The sequence below is a fragment of the Halomonas heilongjiangensis genome (genome assembly GCF_002879645.1).
GTDB lineage: Bacteria > Pseudomonadota > Gammaproteobacteria > Pseudomonadales > Halomonadaceae > Halomonas > Halomonas heilongjiangensis.
Map to the genome: position 1 here is coordinate 52168 of NZ_PNRE01000002.1, position 17417 is coordinate 69584.

Consider the following 17417-nt stretch of genomic DNA (forward strand, 5'->3'; position numbering starts at 1 on the left):
CTCTCGAGACCGCCATGATCACCCAGGATGGCCGCAGCTGGTACGAGGACTACTGAGATGAGTGCGACAACCGACTCCCCCCGCGGGCGGCTCGCCGCCCAGCTCGCCGAGGCGGTGGCCGAGGCGCTGCGCGCCGACCTGGCGACGCAGGAGCGCGCCCTGCTGGTGGTCTCCGGGGGCTCCACGCCGGTGCCCTTCTTCCAGGCGCTGGCGGCCTGCGAGCTGCCCTGGTCGCGCATCGACGTGACCCTGGCCGACGAGCGCTGGGTGCCCGAGTCTTCCGCCGACAGCAACGCCCGGCTGGTCCGCGAGCACCTGCTGCAGGGAGCGGCCTCCCGCGCCCACTTCGTGTCCCTGACCACCGCCGACGCGACCCCGGAACAGGGCGTGGGTGAAGTGACCGGGCGCCTCGAGGGGCTCGCCTGGCCGGCCAGCGTGGTGATCCTCGGCATGGGCGGCGACGGCCACACCGCCTCGCTGTTCCCCGACAGCCGCGAGCTCGACCTGGCGCTGGCCACCGCCGAACCGCTGGTGGCGGTGCGCACGCCGAGCCAGCCCCAGGCCCGCATCACCCTGAGCGCCGACCGTCTGCATCAGGCGCGCCGGCATGTGCTGCACATCACCGGCGAGGACAAGCGCGCCGTGTTCGCCCGGGCGCTCTCCGGCGACGACACGCGCGAACTGCCGATCCGCGCCTTCCTGGCCTGCCCGCTGGCGATCTACTGGGCCCCCTGACTCCTCTGGAGCCTCGCTTATCTGGAGCAACGACCCCATGACTATCGATAAAAGCATCGACAAACAGCTGCCGTCCACCCGCACCACCGAACTCGACAGCATCTGCCTCAAGGCCGAGGTGATCCCGGTGCTGACCATCGAGCGTATCGAGGACGCCGTACCGCTGGCGTCGGCCCTGGTGGAGGGGGGGCTGACGGTACTCGAGGTGACGCTGCGCACCGACTGTGCCCTGGAGGCGATCCGTCGGATGCGTGAGGCGTTGCCCCAGGCCAGCATCGGTGCCGGTACCGTGCTGACCCCGGCCCAGTACCGCCAGGCCGAACAGGCCGGGGCCGACTTCATCGTCACGCCCGGCGCCACCGAAGCGCTCTACCGCTACGGCGTCAGCAGTCCGGTCCCGATGCTGCCCGGTGTGGCCACCATCTCCGAGCTGATGACGGGCTGGCAGTACGGCTACCGGCGCTTCAAGTTCTTCCCCGCCGAGGCCAGCGGTGGCGTCAAGGCGCTCAAGGCCTTCGCCGGCCCGATTCCCGAGGCGCGTTTCTGCCCCACCGGCGGCATCACCCTGGACAACGCCGAGGACTACCTGGCGCTGAAGAGCGTGATGTGCGTGGGTGGCTCCTGGTTGACACCCAAGTCGCTGGTGGACGCCGAGGACTGGAACGGCATCCGTCAGCTCGCCCGCGAGGCGGCCAACCGCTTCCACCACTGAGCCCGATCGCGGGCCCCGGATTTTTCCTGTGCTCTCTCGACAGCCGGTCGCTGTCCTTTCCCCCCGGTCCTCTGGCCGGGGTTTTTTTGTTCTTCGCAGGTCAGCGTGAAACGAGGGAAGTGAGGCAGGCTTCCCCCTGCGCATCCTACGCGTCTCGACCCTCAGAGCCGGTTAGCCGCTGGGAACCAGTACCAGGTCGTGTTGGAGTACCGTCAATCCCGGTAATATCCAATCTCTCCGCCCATTGTCAGCCAAATCTTACAAGCCGATCAGAGAATCGCGACAGAAGCCTCCGGGAGGCACTGGTATTCTCACCCTCGCAAAGGAAATGCTAATGCAGCGCTGGGCGTGAGGCACGGAGCGCAACAGATGAAACGGACGCAGGGAGGCGTTATGGCCAACGCGAGCGGACTGCAGTTCACCCTGACCCTGCCCGGGGTCGAGGATGTTGCGGTGGTCGATTTCGTTCACCGCGAAGCGCTCTCCCAACCCTTCGAATTGACGCTCAACCTGGCCAGCCGCAACGGCGACGTAGATGCGGTCGAGCTGCTCGACCGCGAGGCCAGCCTCACGATCTGGCAGGATGGCGAGCCGCTGCGCCGGGTGCATGGCGTGATCAGCGAGTTCGGTCGCGGCGATCGCGGCCACCGCCGCACCTTCTACTCGCTGGTGTTGCGCCCCGCCCTGTGGCGTCTCTCGCTGCGCCAGAACTCGCGCATCTTCCAGCAGGTGTCGCCGCTGGCCATCATCGAGACCCTGTGCCAGGAGCGCGGCCTGCGTGACATCGCCTTCGCGGTGACCCGCGAGCCCGAAGTCCGCGAATTCTGCGTGCAATACCGCGAGACCGACCTGGCCTTCATCCAGCGCCTGGCCGCCGAAGAGGGGCTGTTCTACTTCCACGAGTTTCATGCAGATGGCCATCGCCTGGTGTTCGCCGATGCCCCCGAGGCCCTCACCGGCCTCGGGCCGCGCACCTACCACAGCCGCGCCGGCGGCACCGCGCCCAGCCGCCACGTGCGCCAGCTGCGGCAGCTCGCCCGGGTCGCACCCGACTCGGCCACGCTCAAGGATTACTCCTTCAAGCAACCCGCCTATTCACAGTTACATCAGGCCCAGTTGCACGAGCATGCCGCCGAGGACGGCGCCGATCGCGGGTACGAGCACTACGACTATCCCGGTCGCTACAAGGCCGACGCCTCCGGCGAGGCCTTCACCCGTGTGCGCCTCGAGTCCCTGCGCCATGAGGCGCTCACGGCCGAGGCCGTGAGCGATCTCCCCGAACTCGCTCCCGGGGTTCGCTTCGATCTCATCGACCACGATGCCGAGAGCCTCAATCGCGACTGGCAACTGGTCGGCGTGACGCACCATGGCCAACAGCCCCAGGCCCTGGAGGAGGATGCCGTGGGGAGCGACGGCGGCACCTGCTACCATAACGAGCTGGTACTGGCCCCCGGCGACATTGCCTGGCGCCCCAAGCCCAATCCCAAGCCGCGGGTCGACGGCCCCCAGGTCGCCTTCGTGGTCGGGCCGGCGGGAGAGGAGATCTACTGTGACGAGCACGGCCGGGTCAAGGTGCAGTTCCCCTGGGACCGCGAGGCCGAGCCTGATGAGACCGCCAGTGCCTGGATTCGCGTCAGCCAGGGCTGGGCCGGCGGCGGCTACGGCAGCATCGCGATTCCGCGGATCGGCCATGAGGTGGTCGTCAGCTTCCTGGAGGGCGATCCCGATCAGCCGCTGATCACCGGGCGCACCTACCACGCGGTGAACACACCGCCGCACCTGCTGCCTGCCCACAAGACCCGCACCACGATCAAGACCCAGACCCACCAGGGCGAAGGCTTCAACGAACTGACCTTCGAGGACCAGGCCGGCGAAGAATTCATCTACCTGCACGCCCAGAAGAACCTGGAGCTGCACGTCGAGAATTCGCGTCAGAAGCGTGTGGAGCACGACGATACCGCCACGATCGGCCACGACTCTCATCTCGTCGTGGCCAACGACCGCATCGAGACGGTCGAGGGCAATCGCGAGGTCACGGTCGCGGCCAACCTCAGCGAGAAGATCGACGGCGAGCGCGGGTTGCGCGTCGGCAGCACCTTCCAGACCCAGGCCGGTGGCGACATCACCCTCAAGGCCGACGGCGAGATCGTGCTCGACGCGTCCAAGATCACCCTCGTTTCGGGTGGTGCGGCACTGGTCGTCTCGGGCGGCCGCGTCGACGTCACGCCGCATCTCAACGTCGGCTCGGCCTCGCCGGGGTCGGCGGCCCTGCCGCCCATTCCCGCCGTGCTGGAGGCCGCCGCGGGGGAGGGCAGCCCCTTCGTCTCCCACTGTCCCCTGCAAGGGGCCTGACGCATGTCGTCGTCGCCTCATGACTACTGGACAGGCCGCTGCTACCTGAGCGCCACCTCGCCCGATGCCAGACGCTGGGCGGAAGACGCCGACGAGGCCGTCACGGTGGTGGTGGTATTGGCCGAGTCGGAAGACGCCATGCGGGAACTCCTCCTGCAACGGCTCCAGGAAGAGGGGCTCGAGCTGCGACGGCTCGAGGCGGTGCGAACGCTGCTGCAACGCTTTCGCAAGGAAGGCATGTCGCAAACGCTGCTGGATCTGGCGGACACGACCTCGCCCCGCTCCCCGGTGGCCCTCGGCGAGATGCTGCCGATCCTGCTGACGCCCGTGGCACCGACCGGGGAACTCAGCCCACCAGCGCCTCCGGTACACTACGACGACATCGCCTGGCCCGGTCTCTTTACGCCCACCTCAGCGCCCCTCTGGGCGGTGATCGACGGCGTCAACTGCCGGGATGTGATGGAACGGCTCGGCAGCGCCGAGGTCCAGAGCGCCTGCCTCTACGCCACCACCGATAGCGCCACCCGCGCCATCGCCCCCTGGCTGGTACGGCTCGAACCCGACAGCGAGATCCGCCAGTGGCTGGAGAGCCTGCCCCAGGACCAGCACTGGGGCATCCTGCTGCAGTCCCACGCCACCCTGAAGCAGCTTCGCAGCCACCTGCGCAAGTTCACCCTGCTGTGGACCCCGGCCAACGACCAGGCCCCGGTCTACTTCCGCTTCTACGACCCACGCGTGGCGCTGGACATGGCCCAGGCGCTGGAGCAGTGGAAACTGGCCGCCTTCATGGCGCCGCTGGAAGCGCTCATCGTGGGACTCTCGCCGCTGGTGAACGTACCCGACGCGGCCAACCTCAGCGACCCGCCCCACTTCGCCGCCACGCCCCAGGAGGTACAGGGGCGCCTGCTGAGGCTGACGCTGAACGAATCAGGGACAGAGCGCGACCGCGACACGCTATCGCCTGGCCGTAGCTTCGCCATCGATCAGCCCGAGTTCGCCCGCTTCGGCTCGCTGCAGAAAACCCGGGCGCAGCGCAAGCTGGCCAGGGAGCTTACGGAACCCTATTCCATGACGCCGCTGGAGGAGATCCTGGCGGCGGTCGAGGCCGCCGACAGCCTGGGGCAACGCTATGGGATGACCTCGGGGAAACAGGTGGCGACATTAGTCAAGTGCGTGCTGGAGTTCGGCCAGGATTTTCTCCACGACTATCAAGATGCCAAGGGCATTCTGAACCACCCCAGCAAGCTCCCATGGCAGAAGCGCAAGCTCATCGAAGAGTGGATTCCGCGTGGCCGTATTCGGCGTGACTTCCTGAAACAGCAAGCACAAACCCGCGTGATACATGGCGCCTGGATCGAGTCGCCCTAGCAGGCAGAGGAAATCGGAATGAGCTATACCCCAACCGCAGAAGATCTCGCCTATATCCTCGCCTCGGATGGAGAGCGCTTCAGCGCCCACGACCGCCGTTTGCTGGAGAATGAGATCGGCAAGGCCTTCCAGCGCAGGAGCGACAACGGAGCAAGCAACATGGAAAACTCCGTCATGGGCACCTGGGCCAATCGGTGGGTCGAGCAGGGCGGCAATGGTGGGCAACCGCTCGCCAGAAGCCCCCTCCCACCGGAGCCGGGCAGCGGTCCCACCCTCGATCCGGATTTCGCAGCGGCTTGCGTCGAATGCCAGTCCAACGAGCCCTGCTGTCTAATCTCGGGGAGCATATCCGACAGCACCGATAGCACTCGCAAGGTTACCTGGCCCCCGGCAATGGCCGAGTCGGACGAGCAAGGTACCGCAGCCACTACACTCCTGGTCGTCGCCAAGGAGGTGGAAGGCATGCACCTGCTTTCCAAGGTGCAGGTCGAATGGGAAGGACAGCGCTGCCAGGCCGGGCACTATGACCGGCCCAGAATGGAGACGACGGGCCTGACCAATGGGCGAAGCCGCATCGAAGAGCAGCAGGTGGAAGTGGCCACTGGCTACCAGCAGGCACTCAATACCAGCCTGGCACTGCGAAACTACGTACCCGAGAATGTACTGCATGCGCTGTTTGCCATGGATGCCGTACTAGCCATTGCCTCGGCCGTGAAAGGGAGGCAGGGGGCCAGTTTCACGCCCTTCCAGTGCCTTTCGGATGCCTCGATGGGAGTGCCTTGCCGAGTCATTCCGTTGCCGTACGCCAAGCTGGATGGAAAGCTGGAGCTGGCGACGCGCATTGGCTTCACGACGGCGGGGGTTTCCGCCTCCGCTGAGGCAAAGGGAACGCTCACCGGGCAGTATGGATCCTATGAGCTGACGGCCGAAGGCAGCGCCGGTGGCTCCGCCAACACCGGCCAGGCGATCGATAGCGGCAGCGAGGCCCCAGGGCTCGTTGGCACCATGGCCAGCATCATCGGCAAGATGGACCACTATGTTTCCGTGGGCAACCGGCAACGGCAGGAGTTGGATCGCACTCAGTTCGCTTCCGGCATTCAGCTCAGCAAATCGTTGACCTTCGAGCCGAAAGGCTTCGAGCTGACCGCCGTCACGGGGACGCCTGACCTGAAACTTGTCGTCTCCAGCCTCGAGTCGACGCTCAGCATTGGGGTATCGGGCAAGCTCGACTTCATCGATGCCCTGGCTATCACCTTTAGTGGCCCTGGAGCAAATGCCATCCGCGAGGCGCGGGCACGTATGGCGGCCGGTGAACACGTTACGGGAAAATTGGACGCCTACCTGGAAATGGCCGCCACGGGCAGCTTGCGGCATACGATCGATAGCGGGGCGAGCATTACGATTCCGGCCAACGGCAATCTGGAAGCGGCCTATGCCGGTATTCAGCAGTTATTTGGTGGAGAACTTAAGATCAATGGCAAGGCCGAGATCGCCATTGAGATAGCGGCAAAAATGTGGGTATTCAGCGCCAAAGCCGGAGCCAGTGGCTCGCTGCATACCGCCTGGATCTGGGCCATGCGCATGCATGAGGGCGAGCGCCAGCGTCGCTATGAGTTCGAGGGCGTCGTGTTGACGCTAACGGCTTATACGGAAGTAAGAGTGCGCAATGATGACGATGACAATGTCAAACAGGCAGGCCCCGAGCTTAACGGAGAATTCGGCGGACAGATTCAGGCGGGCGACCTCTTCGAGCAGGTTGGACGGCATATCGGTTCATCACAAACGGCGGCTGAGAGGATGGCGCAGGCGCGGCCGGATGCTTCCGCTAGCGGTACGAATTATTCCATATGGAGCCCCGAGGTAATCGAATGGCAAGCTTATTGAGACTGTTGAGTGTCACACTTCTGACCATGATCGTTTGGCAAGGATCGGCAATGGCTAATAATTTCGAAAATCGATACAACGCCTATATCCACACTGAGGGCTCCGCTTGGTCCCTGCGGGTTAACGATATCTTTATTCGCGACAACGCCAAAGTGGCGTATGCCGATTACTCACCGAATATCGGTATGAACCTGAGGCCGGGAAGGAACACGCTCTCCCTGCTCTTTTCCCCAGTGACTGGACAGGATCCTGACACGGGAGAGTATCGCTATGAACTTCACAATGGCGTAGCGATCGATATCGCGATCGAGCGTTATCAATGGACGACCCAGGAGCGGGAGCGCATTCACCCCATTCGCATCCGCTATAACGAGGCGGAAGGCAAGTTCGAGCATCTCGAACTCACTGCCGGTGGTGAGGAGCGTGCGCTAGAACAGCCGCACCTGCGTAGCGACGGGCGCATGCAGCTCTCCGAGTTCGACAACATTATCTTCGGTGGCGGCTGGACCCTGGATGGCTACCGTCTGGATATCACCTTTACCGTCGATGATCCCATCCCTCCCTTTCACTGGGAGCGTGAGGCTGTCGTGCTGGAGGACTCCCCCGAGCTGCGCCGTGAGCTGCGCGACGCCTACCAGCAGATCCATGGATTGATCTCGCGTAACGATACAGAAGCGATCTTTCGTGAGGTGGAGCCAGTTTGGGCTCGAACGGCATATCTCCTGACCGAAGAAAAGTCCGCCCGAGACTTCATCGAAAATACTCAACATGGATTGGCTGGATACGAGCGGGTAGGTCCGGGAGGTGAGGTATTGCAGCCGTTATATTGGGGAGATAATCCTCAGGAAGATCAGGTGGAATTTCTTGATAACGGCCGTCTAGTCCGTATCCGCCCCAACCCCATACTCTGGGAACATCCCCCGGCCGGTAGTGAGCGTTTCGCTAGTTTTCCGGTGGTGTTCTACAAGACCCGCGACGGCGAATGGCGGGTGGCGGATGTGGCGACCGGCATATGAAACCAGTAGCACGTAAAGGCGATCTGCATCGCTGTCCCATCCCCGGCCACGGCGTAACGGAAATCGTCTCGGGCTCGCCCTCTGAGGTAGAGGGCCAGCCTGTGGCCCGGGTGGGCGACAAGACCGGCTGCGGGGCCACCATCATCGAAGGAGCGAGTAGCTCCACTACCGATGGCAGGCCCACGGCCTACCTCGGCTGCAAGACGAATCACGGCGGCGAGATTATTACCGCCTCGGGCAAGGCAAAGGTTCAGCCATAGTTGTTTAAATCTATCTTCACCAACCGGGCGAGTTTTCGAAACGGTTGGGAATGGAGTCGCCGTCATGGGAAAAGTACGGGCATGGCTGCGCAACCAAGGCACGCCACGCGAATGGACGCAGGCGGAGCTGGCCCTGCTTGAACGCCACTTCTTGAGCCTGACCTTGCACGAGCTGCAGGCACGTTACTTTCCTCATCGCACCCCGGGGGCGGTTCGGCGCATGGCCCATAAGCTGGGGCTGAAGAAGAGGCAACTACCGGTATCGGAGAAGCAGCCCTGGACCGAGGAGGAGCTGCGCCTGGTGGCACGGCACTATCCTGTGCTCAAGGCACCGGAGATTCGGCGCCGCTTCCTGCCGCATCGCAGTATCACGGCCATCCGCCATGCGGCCAAGAGATTCGGCCTGAAGGCATTTTCGACAGCCCGCTGGACCGGGCAGGAATTGGCCATTCTGAGGCACAACTTTCCTCAGGGCGGCATTCCGCAGGTAAAACGAGTGTTGCCCCACCGCACCGAAGCAGCCATCAAGTTTCGGGCCAGAGCGGAGGGTGTCCGCTACGTGCCCCAGGGCAACGGCGTAAAAGGGGACACATGGAGTGCCGAGGAGCTGCGGTGCCTCGAGGAGCACCGGTATCTGCCCGCGGAGGAACTGTCTAGGCTATTTCCACACCGGCCCAAAGGGGCGGTGATCAACAAGCGCTACAAGCTCCAGTGGGCCCCGGTCAAGCAGTGGTCGGAGGTCGAGCTGCAGCGCTTGCAAGATCACCTGGACGCCCCCTTGGAGACCTTGTGCCGGCTGTTCCCCGACCGCCCCCGGGAGGGCATCAGGATCAAACGGGGTCGCCTCCGGCGAGATGGCCGTTGAGCAACTTGGCCGATTATTAAGCGGAAGCCTGCGGGTGCTGTGACATCATCCAATCTTCGTGAAGAGCTGCTGCGTTTCCCGGCAACGTGCGATAAACCTTTTTTGTCTGTCAGGTGAGCCGCAGCGGTGGCTCGGCGAGCCCCCTGATGCCGGGAGTGGCCATGAAGAGTCCACCGGCCCGGGGCTCGCGAGCCACTTGGTCTGCCGGGAGCCCCTCCCGGGCGGTGGTGATATAGAGCCGCTCGAGGCCGTTGCCGCCGAAGGCGGGGCAGGAGGGCTGGCTGACCGGTAGGCACACCTCGCCGACGATGCGGCCATCGTGGTCCAGGCGGACGACCCTGCCGGCGCCCCACAGGGCGAGCCACAGGTGGCCCTCGCTGTCGACCACGGCGCCATCCGGGTTGCCCTCGAGGGCCGAGAAGTCCGCCCAGGGCGCCGGGTCGCCCACCGGCCAGCCCTGGTGGTCCAGCGCCCAGCGCATCACCACCCCGGTGGGGGTATCGGTGAACCAGGCGAACTCACCGCCGGGCGAGAAGCAGAGGGCGTTGGGGATGGTCAGGCCCGAGCGCAGCTTCACCAGCTCGCCGCGATGCAGGCGGTAGAGGCTGCCCGCGCCGGGCTCGACGGCCTTGCCCATGGTGGAGAGCCACAGGCTGCCGTGGCGGTCGACGCGGCCGTCGTTGCTGCGGGTGAGCGGGTTATCGGCCTCGAAGTCGCAGAAGGTCTCGACCGTGCCGCTGTGCGGATCGACGCGACTCAGCCGATCCTCGCCCACCAGCAGCAGGCCGCCATCCTCGAGCGGGGCGGCCAGCGAGACCATATGGTCGAGCTCGTGATGGCCGGTGGCGTCGGAGGCTACCTCCAGCCAGTGCAGCCGGGCATCGAGGATATCGCACCAATACAAGCGCTGACTGGCGGCGTGCCACTGGGGCCCTTCGCCGAGTTCGCAGCGGCTGTCCACGGCCAGACTGGCCGTCCAGGTCGGCAGGCTCATGCCTCGCCTCCCGCGGCGCGCCAGGCCGTAACGAGTGTCCGGGCCTGTTCGCCTACCCGCTCGGGGGATTGGCCGGGTTGGTAGAGGGCGCCGCCCAGGCCGGCGCCGTCGACACCGGCGGCGCGCCAGGCGGCGAAGTCGTCCGCCCCGATGCCGCCCACCGCGTAGAGCCGAGTGCCGGCGGGCAGCACGGCACGCAGCGCCTGCATGCCCGCGAGGCCGACCTGCACGGCGGGGAACAGCTTGAGGCCCGAGGCCCCGGCGTCCAGGGCGTCGAAGGCCTCGGAGGGGGTGACCACGCCGGGCCAGGAGGCCATCCCCAGGCGACGGGTCTCCGTGATCACCGCGGGTCGGCAGTTGGGCGAGACCACGAGCCGCCCGCCGGCGGCGTGGACGTCGCGCACCTGGGCCGGGGTGAGCACGGTGCCGGCACCCACCAGGGCGCGCTCGCCCAGCGCCTCGGCCAGCAACCGGATGCTCTCCAGGGGCTCGGGGGAGTTGAGTGGCACCTCGAGGGTGGTGATGCCGGCGGCGAGTACCGCCTCGCCCACCGCCACCGCCTCGGAGGGGGTGACGCCACGCAGGATGCCGATCAGGGGCAGGGGCATGCAGGAGTCTCCAGGGTTGGATGAGTACGCTCAGCGTCGCTCGGCGAGATTGCGGTGTGCCAGCCCCAGGCCGGCCAGTACCGCGGCCTCGCCGTCCAGGTGCCGGCTCTCGTGGCCCAGGGCCTCGAAGGCCAGGGCGTAGCGCTGGCTGAGCGCCGCGTTGCCGATCAGGGTGACGGGGCCGGCATCGGCCAGGTCGTCGCCCATGCCGGCCAGCTCCAGGCCGATGGTGAGGCCCGAGAGGCGCGCGGCGAGCCGGGCCCCGCGGGCTTCACCAGTCGGCAGGGTATCGTCCAGCAGGTCCTGGGCGCGCAGGCCGAACAGTCTTGCCGTGTAGCGGCCGGGGGCCGCCTGGCTCTCGCGTACCGCGGCGACGAAGGCATCGCGACAGCCCGGCTCGGCGAGGTCATCGTCGCCGATGGAGTGCTTCAACACCGACTGGCGGGCCAGCAGGCCATACAGTTCGCCGGTGAGGAAGGTGCTGAAACGCGTGACCGCACCGGCCTCGAGGTGGGCCCACTTGGCGTGGGTGCCGGGCAGGCAGGTCAGCCCCGCGAGACCCGGCTCGCCGGCTACCAGGCCGGCGAGCTGGGTCTCTTCGCCACGCATCACGTCGAAGGTCCGGCCGTCGGCATCCGGGTACTGGCAGAGCCCCGGCAGCAGCGAGATCTCCAGGCGAGGATCACTGACGGGAGGCGTGACCGCACCTCGGGCCAGGCCATCCAGGCGGGTCGGCACCGGCAGGTAGACGGCCTCGCGCCAGCCCTGGCGGGCCCCGGCCATGCCGCACACCCGCACCGGCACGCGCCCCGTGGCGGGCAGCCAATTGCCGATCACCCTCAGTAGCTCGGCCTCGTACTCGGCAGGGGCCAGGGAGAGCATGCCGCGCTCGCTGCCGGCGCGGGCCAGCACCTCGCCATGCGCGTCCAGGGCCCAGGCGCGCAGGTTGCTGGAGCCCCAGTCCACGCCGACCCAGGCCAGGCGCTGGGCTATCTCACGGGCCTGGCTCATGCCCGGCCTCCATCCACCACCAGCTCCTGGCCGGTCATCATCTTCGATGCCTTCGAGGCGAGGAACAGGCAGGGGCCGATCATGTCCTCCACCGGGATCGCCTCCTTGAGGCACTGCTGGGCCAGGCACTCCTTCAGGTCGACGTCGTTGACCCAGAGTTCCTTCTGGCGCTCGGTCATCACCCAGCCGGGGATCAGGCAGTTGACGCGGACGCCGTCGGGGCCGAGCTCCCGGGCCAGGGCCCGGGTCAGGCCCATGATGCCGGCCTTGGCGGTGACATAGGTGGGGTAGCCGGAAAGGCCCAGCAGGTAGCTGTTGGACGACAGGTTGATGATGGCGCCGCCACCCAGCTCGCGCATATCCGGCGCGACCTGTTGCGCGGTGAAGAACTGCGGGCGCAGGTTGGTGGCGATGGCGTCGTCCCACTGCTCGACGCTCCAGTCGTCCAGCGAATGGCGGGTGTCCCGGGCGGCGTTGTTGACCAGCACGCCGATCGGGCCATGGGCCTCGCGGGCCTGGCCGATGGCGGCCTTGAGCGCCGCCACGTCGCGGATATCGCACTCGATGAATAGCGGCCGGTTGGCGTACCTGGCCTCCATGGCATCGCAGAACTCGCTGGCGTCACTCAGGCCGACGAAGGCCACCCTGGCCCCCTGGGCCAGGAAGCCTTCGGTCAGCGCCGCGCCGATGCCCGAGCCGCCGCCGGTGATGAAGACGCTCTGGCCCTGCAGATCGCCGAAGGTTACATCACTGAAATCGAAACTCATGCTGTTCTCCTCACTCTTCACACCTCATCACCATTCCGCGATGGAGCCGTCCTCGTGGGTCCACACCGGGTTGCGCCAGCGATGGCCCACCCTGGCGCGCTCCTCGACGAAGGCCTCGTCGATCTCCACGCCCAGCCCCGGGCCCTGGGGAATCGCGCAGAAGCCGTCCACGATGGCCAGCGCCGACTTGTCCACCAGGTAGTCGAGCACGTCGTTGTCGCGGTTGTAGTGGATGCCCATGCTCTGCTCCTGGATGAAGGCGTTGTGGCTGACCGCATCCAGCTGCAATGAGGTGGCGAGCGTCAGCGGGCCGAGCGGGCAGTGGGGGGCCAGCGCCACGTCATGGGCCGAGGCCAGGGCGGCGATCTTCAGCCCCTCGCTGATGCCGCCGCAGTGGGAGAGGTCGGGCTGGATGATGTCGATCATGCCGTCGGCCAGCAGGTCGCGGAACTCGAAGCGGGTGTGCAGCCGCTCGCCGGTGGCCAGCGGGTAGCCGAGCCCGCCGGCGATCTGCTTGAGGCACGGCAGGTGCTCGGGGGCCACCGGCTCCTCGACGAACATCGGGTGGAAGGGCTCCAGCTCGCGCAGCAGCGCCTTGGCCATGGGGCGGTGCACCCGACCGTGGAAGTCGATGCCGATGCCCACGTCGGGGCCCACGGCATCGCGGGCCTCGGCCACCCGGGCCACGGCCTCGTCGACCTTGCGATGGGAATCGACGATCTGCAGTTCCGGGGTGCCGTTCATCTTGAAGGCGGTGAAGCCCTGCTCGACCAGCGCACGGGCGCCGGCGCCCACGTCGCTGGGGCGGTCGCCGCCGGTCCAGGCGTACATGCGCATCCTGTCGCGCACCGTACCGCCCAGCAGCTGGTGCACCGGCACCCCCAGGTCGCGGCCCTTGAGGTCCCACAGCGCCTGGTCGATGCCGGCGATGGCGCTCATCAGGATGGGGCCGCCGCGGTAGAAACCGGCGCGGTACATCGTGTTCCAGAGATGCTCGATGCGGTGCGGGTCCTGGCCGACCAGGTAGTCGGCCAGTTCATGGACGGCGGCCTCCACGGTGGCGGCGCGGCCCTCGATGACCGGCTCGCCCCAGCCGTAGCAGCCTTCGTCGGTCTCGATCTTGAGGAACAGCCAGCGCGGCGGCACCTGCCAGGTCTTGAGTCGGGTGATCTTCATGGGGATTCCTTAGGGTCAGGGTGTGGAATGGCCGGCGCGTCGACGATGCCCAGGTCGATGGCGGTGCGCCTCAGCACCTCGCGGGCGGCGCGCTCGGCGGCGGCCGAGTCGCGGCGGCGGATCGCCTCCAGCACCCGGCCGTGGCGCGCCAGGCTGTCGTCCAGACTCTCGTGCTCCTGATGGACATGGGCCTGGGAACTCTCGATCAGGGCGATGATAGAGGGGCGCAGCAGGTGGCCCATCTGGCGCCACACCAGGTTGTGGCTGGCCAGGTAGATGGCGTCGTGGAAGGCGACGTCGTACTCGGCATGCAGGCCGCGCGCCGCGGGCTCGCTGGCGGTGCGGGTCATGCCCTGGAAGGCGGCCTCCAGGCGCTCGAGGTCCGCGGCCGCGGCGGCCTCGGCGGCGAGCCCGGCCACCACCGGTTCCGCCGAGTAGCGGAAGGCGAAGATCTCGCGTACCAGTTGGGGGTCGGGATCGGCGAGCCCCACCATCCATTCGCTCATCAGTGGATCCAGCAGGTGCCAGTCGGTGACGGCCCGGACCACCGTGCCGCGGCCGGCGGTACGCTCGATCAGGCCGGTGGCGGTAAGGCTGGCCAGGGCGTTGCGCACCTGGTTGCGGCTCACCGTGAAGTGGGTGCAGAGATCCAGCTCGCGAGGGAAGGCGTCGCCGGGCTGCCAGTGGCCGGCGAGCAGCGCCCGGGCCAGCAGCCGGGCCAACTCCTCGGCGCCGCCTCGGTGGTGGGGCAGGCCATTCAGGGTCATGGCGCGGCTCCTGACAGGGAATACCGACAGCCTATTAAATGTCTGACATTTTGGCAACCCCGTTCCGTGCTGGCTCGGGCGTGGTAGGGTATCTGAAACGATTAAGATCGCTCCTGGAAGGAACTGCCATGACATGCCCGCCCCGTCAGCCGGCCGCCGCCTGCCCGGCTCCCACCCGCCCGGCACTGCACTTCACCCCGCCCGAGGGCTGGATGAACGACCCCAATGGCCTCGTCTACTTCGATGGGGAGTACCACCTCTTCTACCAGTACCATCCCTTTGAGCGGGTCTGGGGCCCCATGCACTGGGGCCATGCGGTGAGCCGCGATCTGGTGAGCTGGGAGCACTTGCCCCTGGCGCTGGCGCCGGACGAGCAGGGCATGTGCTTCTCGGGCAGCGCCATCGTCGACCGGGACGATACCAGCGGCCTGTTCGCCGGCGAGCCGGGCCTGCTGGCCTTCTATACCGTGCATCGGACATCGCCCGACGATGCCGAGGACTATGTTCAGGAGCAGTGCCTGGCCTACAGCCGCGACCGCGGACGCAGCTGGCAGAAGCATGCCGGCAATCCGATCGTCGCCGGCCCCGGCTTCAAGGACTTCCGCGACCCCAAGGTGGTCTGGCATGAGCCGTCCCGGCGCTGGGTGATGGCCCTGGCCTGCGGCCAGGTCATCCGCTTCTATCTCTCCGACAACCTGCTCGACTGGCGGCTGGCCAGCGAGTTCGGCGCGGGGCAGGGACACCATACCGATGGTCCCTGGGAGTGCCCCGATCTTTTCGAACTGCCCGTCGAGCGCTCATGTCAGGGCCCTGCCCCGGGTGAGCCGGCGACACGCTGGGTGCTGGTGGTGGGCGTGGGCGCCGGCGAGCAGGACGATTTCGGCTCCTTCACCCAGTACTTCATCGGTCACTTCGACGGCGAGCGCTTCCACAACGACCATCCCGCCGAGACCGTGCTGCTGATGGACGAGGGGCGCGACTTCTACGCCGTGCAGAGCTGGTCGGACGTGCCCACCGAGCACGGCCGGCGCCTGGCCATCGCCTGGATGAACAACTGGCTCTACGCCAACCAGATCCCCGAGGCGGGCTGGCGGGGCGCCATGAGCTTCCCCCGTGAACTTTCGCTGGTCGCCACGCCCGAAGGCGTGCGGCTGCGTCAGGCCTTCGCCGGCGAGTGGCAGGCGCTAGCCGGCGCGCCGGCGAATGTCGCGGTGCCGGAGCATGTACTGACGGCCGGCCATCATACCCTGCTGGCGGCCAGTGCCCGCGTCGGCTACGGACGTATGACGCTGGCACTGGCGCCGGGCAGCCGGGTGGTACTGGACCTGCAGCAGGGCGATCACCAGGCCCTCGAGCTAGCCAGCGATGCCGAGACGCTGAGGGTGCGCCACCATCGCTGGGGGGAGAATGGCGTCGAGGCCTTCGATCGCCACTTTCCACATGACCAGGTGGTCGGTCGCCTGGACGGCCATGGCGTCGAACTGGAATGGCTGGTGGACGACGGCTCCCTGGAACTGTTGCTCGATGGCGGTCGCCTCGCCCTGACCGAGCTGAGTTTCGCTGTGCCGGCGGCGCGGCCGCTGGTCCTGGCGGTCGAGGCGGGCGAGTGCCGGGTCGAGGAGATGGCGTACTATTCCCTGGTTTGATCCGGCACCGGAGATTGCCCAAGGTAAGGGTATGCGCCACGCCGGTGGAGCTGCCGGCGGTGGCCCGTAGATGTTAGCCAGGTCGAAGTGGATGATCCCCGGGTCGAAGGTAGTGCATGGTCGCGTAGCGCGAGGCGTCGGCCAGATAGGGCATGGGCGTTTCTCCGATCGGTTACGCTTAGGGCTCAGCGTCTCAGGCGTTCCAGGTCCTGACGGTCGGGCAGGGCGGCGTAGGCGCCGGGGCGGGTCACGGCATGGGCGCCGCAGCGGCAGGCGATCTCCACCGCCCGATGCAGGAAGGCCGTGTCCTGGTACCAGCCCCCATCGATACCGTGCTCGGCGAGCTCGGCGAGCAGCCCGCCGATGAAGGCATCGCCGCCGGCCGTGGTATCCACCGCCTGTACGCTTGGCGGCGTGACCCGGTCGTCGAGGGCGACGCCCTTCATCGCCACCTCGCCGGGGCCCGCGGTGATCACCGCCAGCTTGACGCCGGCGGCGAGCCGTTCGGCCAGCCAGGCATCCTCCGGATGGTCGGCGCGCAGGTAGTCGAGCTCGTCATGGGAGAGCTTGAGCAGGTCGGCGGCGTCGAGCAGCCGGGTGACCAGGCCGATGTCGGCGGTGCCGTTCTCCCAGAGGTTGTGGCGCAGGTTGGCGTCGACGCTGATCAGGCAGCCGGCGCGGCGGGCCATCTCGGCCATGGCCAGGGTGGTCTCGGCGATCGCCGACTCGGTCAGGCTGTTGGTGCAGAAGTGCACGATGGCGGGCTCGGCGAAGACCCCGGCCGGCAGGTGCTCGAGGCGGTAGAGCAGGTCCGCCGCCGGCGGGCGGTAGAAGTCGAAGGTGCGCTCGCCCTGGGCGTCGCGGGAGACGAAGGCCAGCGCTGTGCGCGCCTCCCGGGTGCGCACCACGCCGCCGGTGTCGACGCCGTGGGTGGCGAGCTCACCGGCGAGGAAGTCGCCGAAGTGGTCCTCGCCGAGCATGCCGAGGAAGCGGCTGGGCACCCCCAGGCGCGCACAGGCCACGGCGACATTGGCCGGTGCCCCGCCGGCATAGGGGGTGAAAACTTCGGGGGTGAAGGTTTCGGGGCCCTCGGCGTCGCCGAGGCGGCTGGAGAGCATGTCGACGAGGGCCTCGCCGAAGGCGATCACTGGGGTCATGGGGGTGTCCTCATTGTTCGATTCGTTGTCGATGGTGTCGGGTCGGCCGCGCTCAGGCCACGTCGTGGCCGCGGGCGGCCTCGAGCAGGGCGAACCAGT

At 67.1% G+C, this 17417-nt stretch carries 16 protein-coding genes; 9 read left to right on the plus strand and 7 right to left on the minus strand.

From position 1 onward, the window contains the following. The first annotated feature begins 57 nt into the window (after positions 1-57). The 8 genes from pgl to C1H66_RS00340 all read left to right on the plus strand — a co-directional run bounded on the left by pgl (position 58) and on the right by C1H66_RS00340 (position 9192). Positions 58-735: a 6-phosphogluconolactonase gene (gene pgl, locus C1H66_RS00305; RefSeq protein WP_102625930.1), complete on the plus strand. Its 678-nt coding sequence runs from the start codon at positions 58-60 to the stop codon at positions 733-735. Between the two features lie 37 nt (positions 736-772). Continuing rightward, positions 773-1447 (plus strand): bifunctional 4-hydroxy-2-oxoglutarate aldolase/2-dehydro-3-deoxy-phosphogluconate aldolase, encoded by a 675-nt coding sequence (locus C1H66_RS00310; protein WP_102625931.1) that lies wholly within the window; start codon positions 773-775, stop codon positions 1445-1447. A gap of 393 nt (positions 1448-1840) precedes the next feature. Then, entirely contained in the window at positions 1841-3799 is a 1959-nt protein-coding gene (locus C1H66_RS00315; protein ID WP_102625932.1) for a type VI secretion system Vgr family protein, read from the plus strand. Between the two features lie 3 nt (positions 3800-3802). Continuing rightward, the gene (locus C1H66_RS00320; RefSeq protein WP_102625933.1) at positions 3803-5167 is read left to right on the plus strand and encodes a DUF4123 domain-containing protein; all 1365 of its coding nucleotides are present in this window, start codon (positions 3803-3805) and stop codon (positions 5165-5167) included. 18 nt (positions 5168-5185) lie between these two features. Beyond that, positions 5186-7051, plus strand: a complete 1866-nt coding sequence (locus C1H66_RS00325; RefSeq protein ID WP_102625934.1) for a hypothetical protein — start codon at positions 5186-5188, stop codon at positions 7049-7051. Then, positions 7036-8067 carry a hypothetical protein gene (locus C1H66_RS00330; protein WP_146010651.1) on the plus strand — a complete coding sequence of 344 codons (1032 nt, stop codon included), beginning with the start codon at positions 7036-7038 and terminating at the stop codon, positions 8065-8067. Before C1H66_RS00325 ends, C1H66_RS00330 begins: the two co-directional genes overlap by 16 nt. Beyond that, positions 8064-8327 (plus strand): PAAR domain-containing protein, encoded by a 264-nt coding sequence (locus tag C1H66_RS00335; RefSeq protein ID WP_102625936.1) that lies wholly within the window; start codon positions 8064-8066, stop codon positions 8325-8327. The genes C1H66_RS00330 and C1H66_RS00335 overlap by 4 nt, the downstream gene beginning before the upstream one ends. 64 nt (positions 8328-8391) lie before the next feature. Beyond that, positions 8392-9192 (plus strand): hypothetical protein, encoded by an 801-nt coding sequence (locus tag C1H66_RS00340; RefSeq protein ID WP_102625937.1) that lies wholly within the window; start codon positions 8392-8394, stop codon positions 9190-9192. Positions 9193-9301: 109 nt separating this feature from the next. Here C1H66_RS00340 and C1H66_RS00345 read toward each other — a convergent pair whose 3' ends face one another. From C1H66_RS00345 to C1H66_RS00370, 6 genes are read right to left on the minus strand one after another with little or no spacing between them, the layout of a single operon-like run. Continuing rightward, positions 9302-10186: an SMP-30/gluconolactonase/LRE family protein gene (locus C1H66_RS00345; RefSeq protein WP_102625938.1), complete on the minus strand. Its 885-nt coding sequence runs from the start codon at positions 10184-10186 to the stop codon at positions 9302-9304. Then, positions 10183-10794: a 2-dehydro-3-deoxy-6-phosphogalactonate aldolase gene (locus C1H66_RS00350; protein WP_102625939.1), complete on the minus strand. Its 612-nt coding sequence runs from the start codon at positions 10792-10794 to the stop codon at positions 10183-10185. The genes C1H66_RS00345 and C1H66_RS00350 overlap by 4 nt, the downstream gene beginning before the upstream one ends. Before the next feature lie 30 nt (positions 10795-10824). Continuing rightward, positions 10825-11805, minus strand: a complete 981-nt coding sequence (locus C1H66_RS00355) for a 2-dehydro-3-deoxygalactonokinase (protein ID WP_102625940.1) — start codon at positions 11803-11805, stop codon at positions 10825-10827. Further along, positions 11802-12572, minus strand: coding sequence for an SDR family NAD(P)-dependent oxidoreductase (locus C1H66_RS00360; protein WP_102625941.1), 771 nt, complete (start codon positions 12570-12572; stop codon positions 11802-11804). Before C1H66_RS00360 ends, C1H66_RS00355 begins: the two co-directional genes overlap by 4 nt. A gap of 27 nt (positions 12573-12599) precedes the next feature. Beyond that, a complete protein-coding gene (gene dgoD / locus C1H66_RS00365; protein WP_102625942.1) occupies positions 12600-13748 on the minus strand; it encodes a galactonate dehydratase in 1149 nt (382 codons plus the stop codon). Beyond that, positions 13745-14515, minus strand: coding sequence for a FadR/GntR family transcriptional regulator (locus tag C1H66_RS00370; protein WP_102625943.1), 771 nt, complete (start codon positions 14513-14515; stop codon positions 13745-13747). The genes dgoD and C1H66_RS00370 overlap by 4 nt, the downstream gene beginning before the upstream one ends. 128 nt (positions 14516-14643) lie before the next feature. Between C1H66_RS00370 and C1H66_RS00375 the strand changes: the two genes are divergently transcribed. Next, positions 14644-16161 (plus strand): glycoside hydrolase family 32 protein, encoded by a 1518-nt coding sequence (locus C1H66_RS00375; RefSeq protein ID WP_102625944.1) that lies wholly within the window; start codon positions 14644-14646, stop codon positions 16159-16161. A gap of 185 nt (positions 16162-16346) precedes the next feature. Here the strand turns inward: C1H66_RS00375 and C1H66_RS00380 are convergent, their stop codons facing one another. Next, a complete protein-coding gene (locus tag C1H66_RS00380; RefSeq protein WP_102625945.1) occupies positions 16347-17318 on the minus strand; it encodes a carbohydrate kinase family protein in 972 nt (323 codons plus the stop codon). Positions 17319-17417 lie beyond the last annotated feature (99 nt).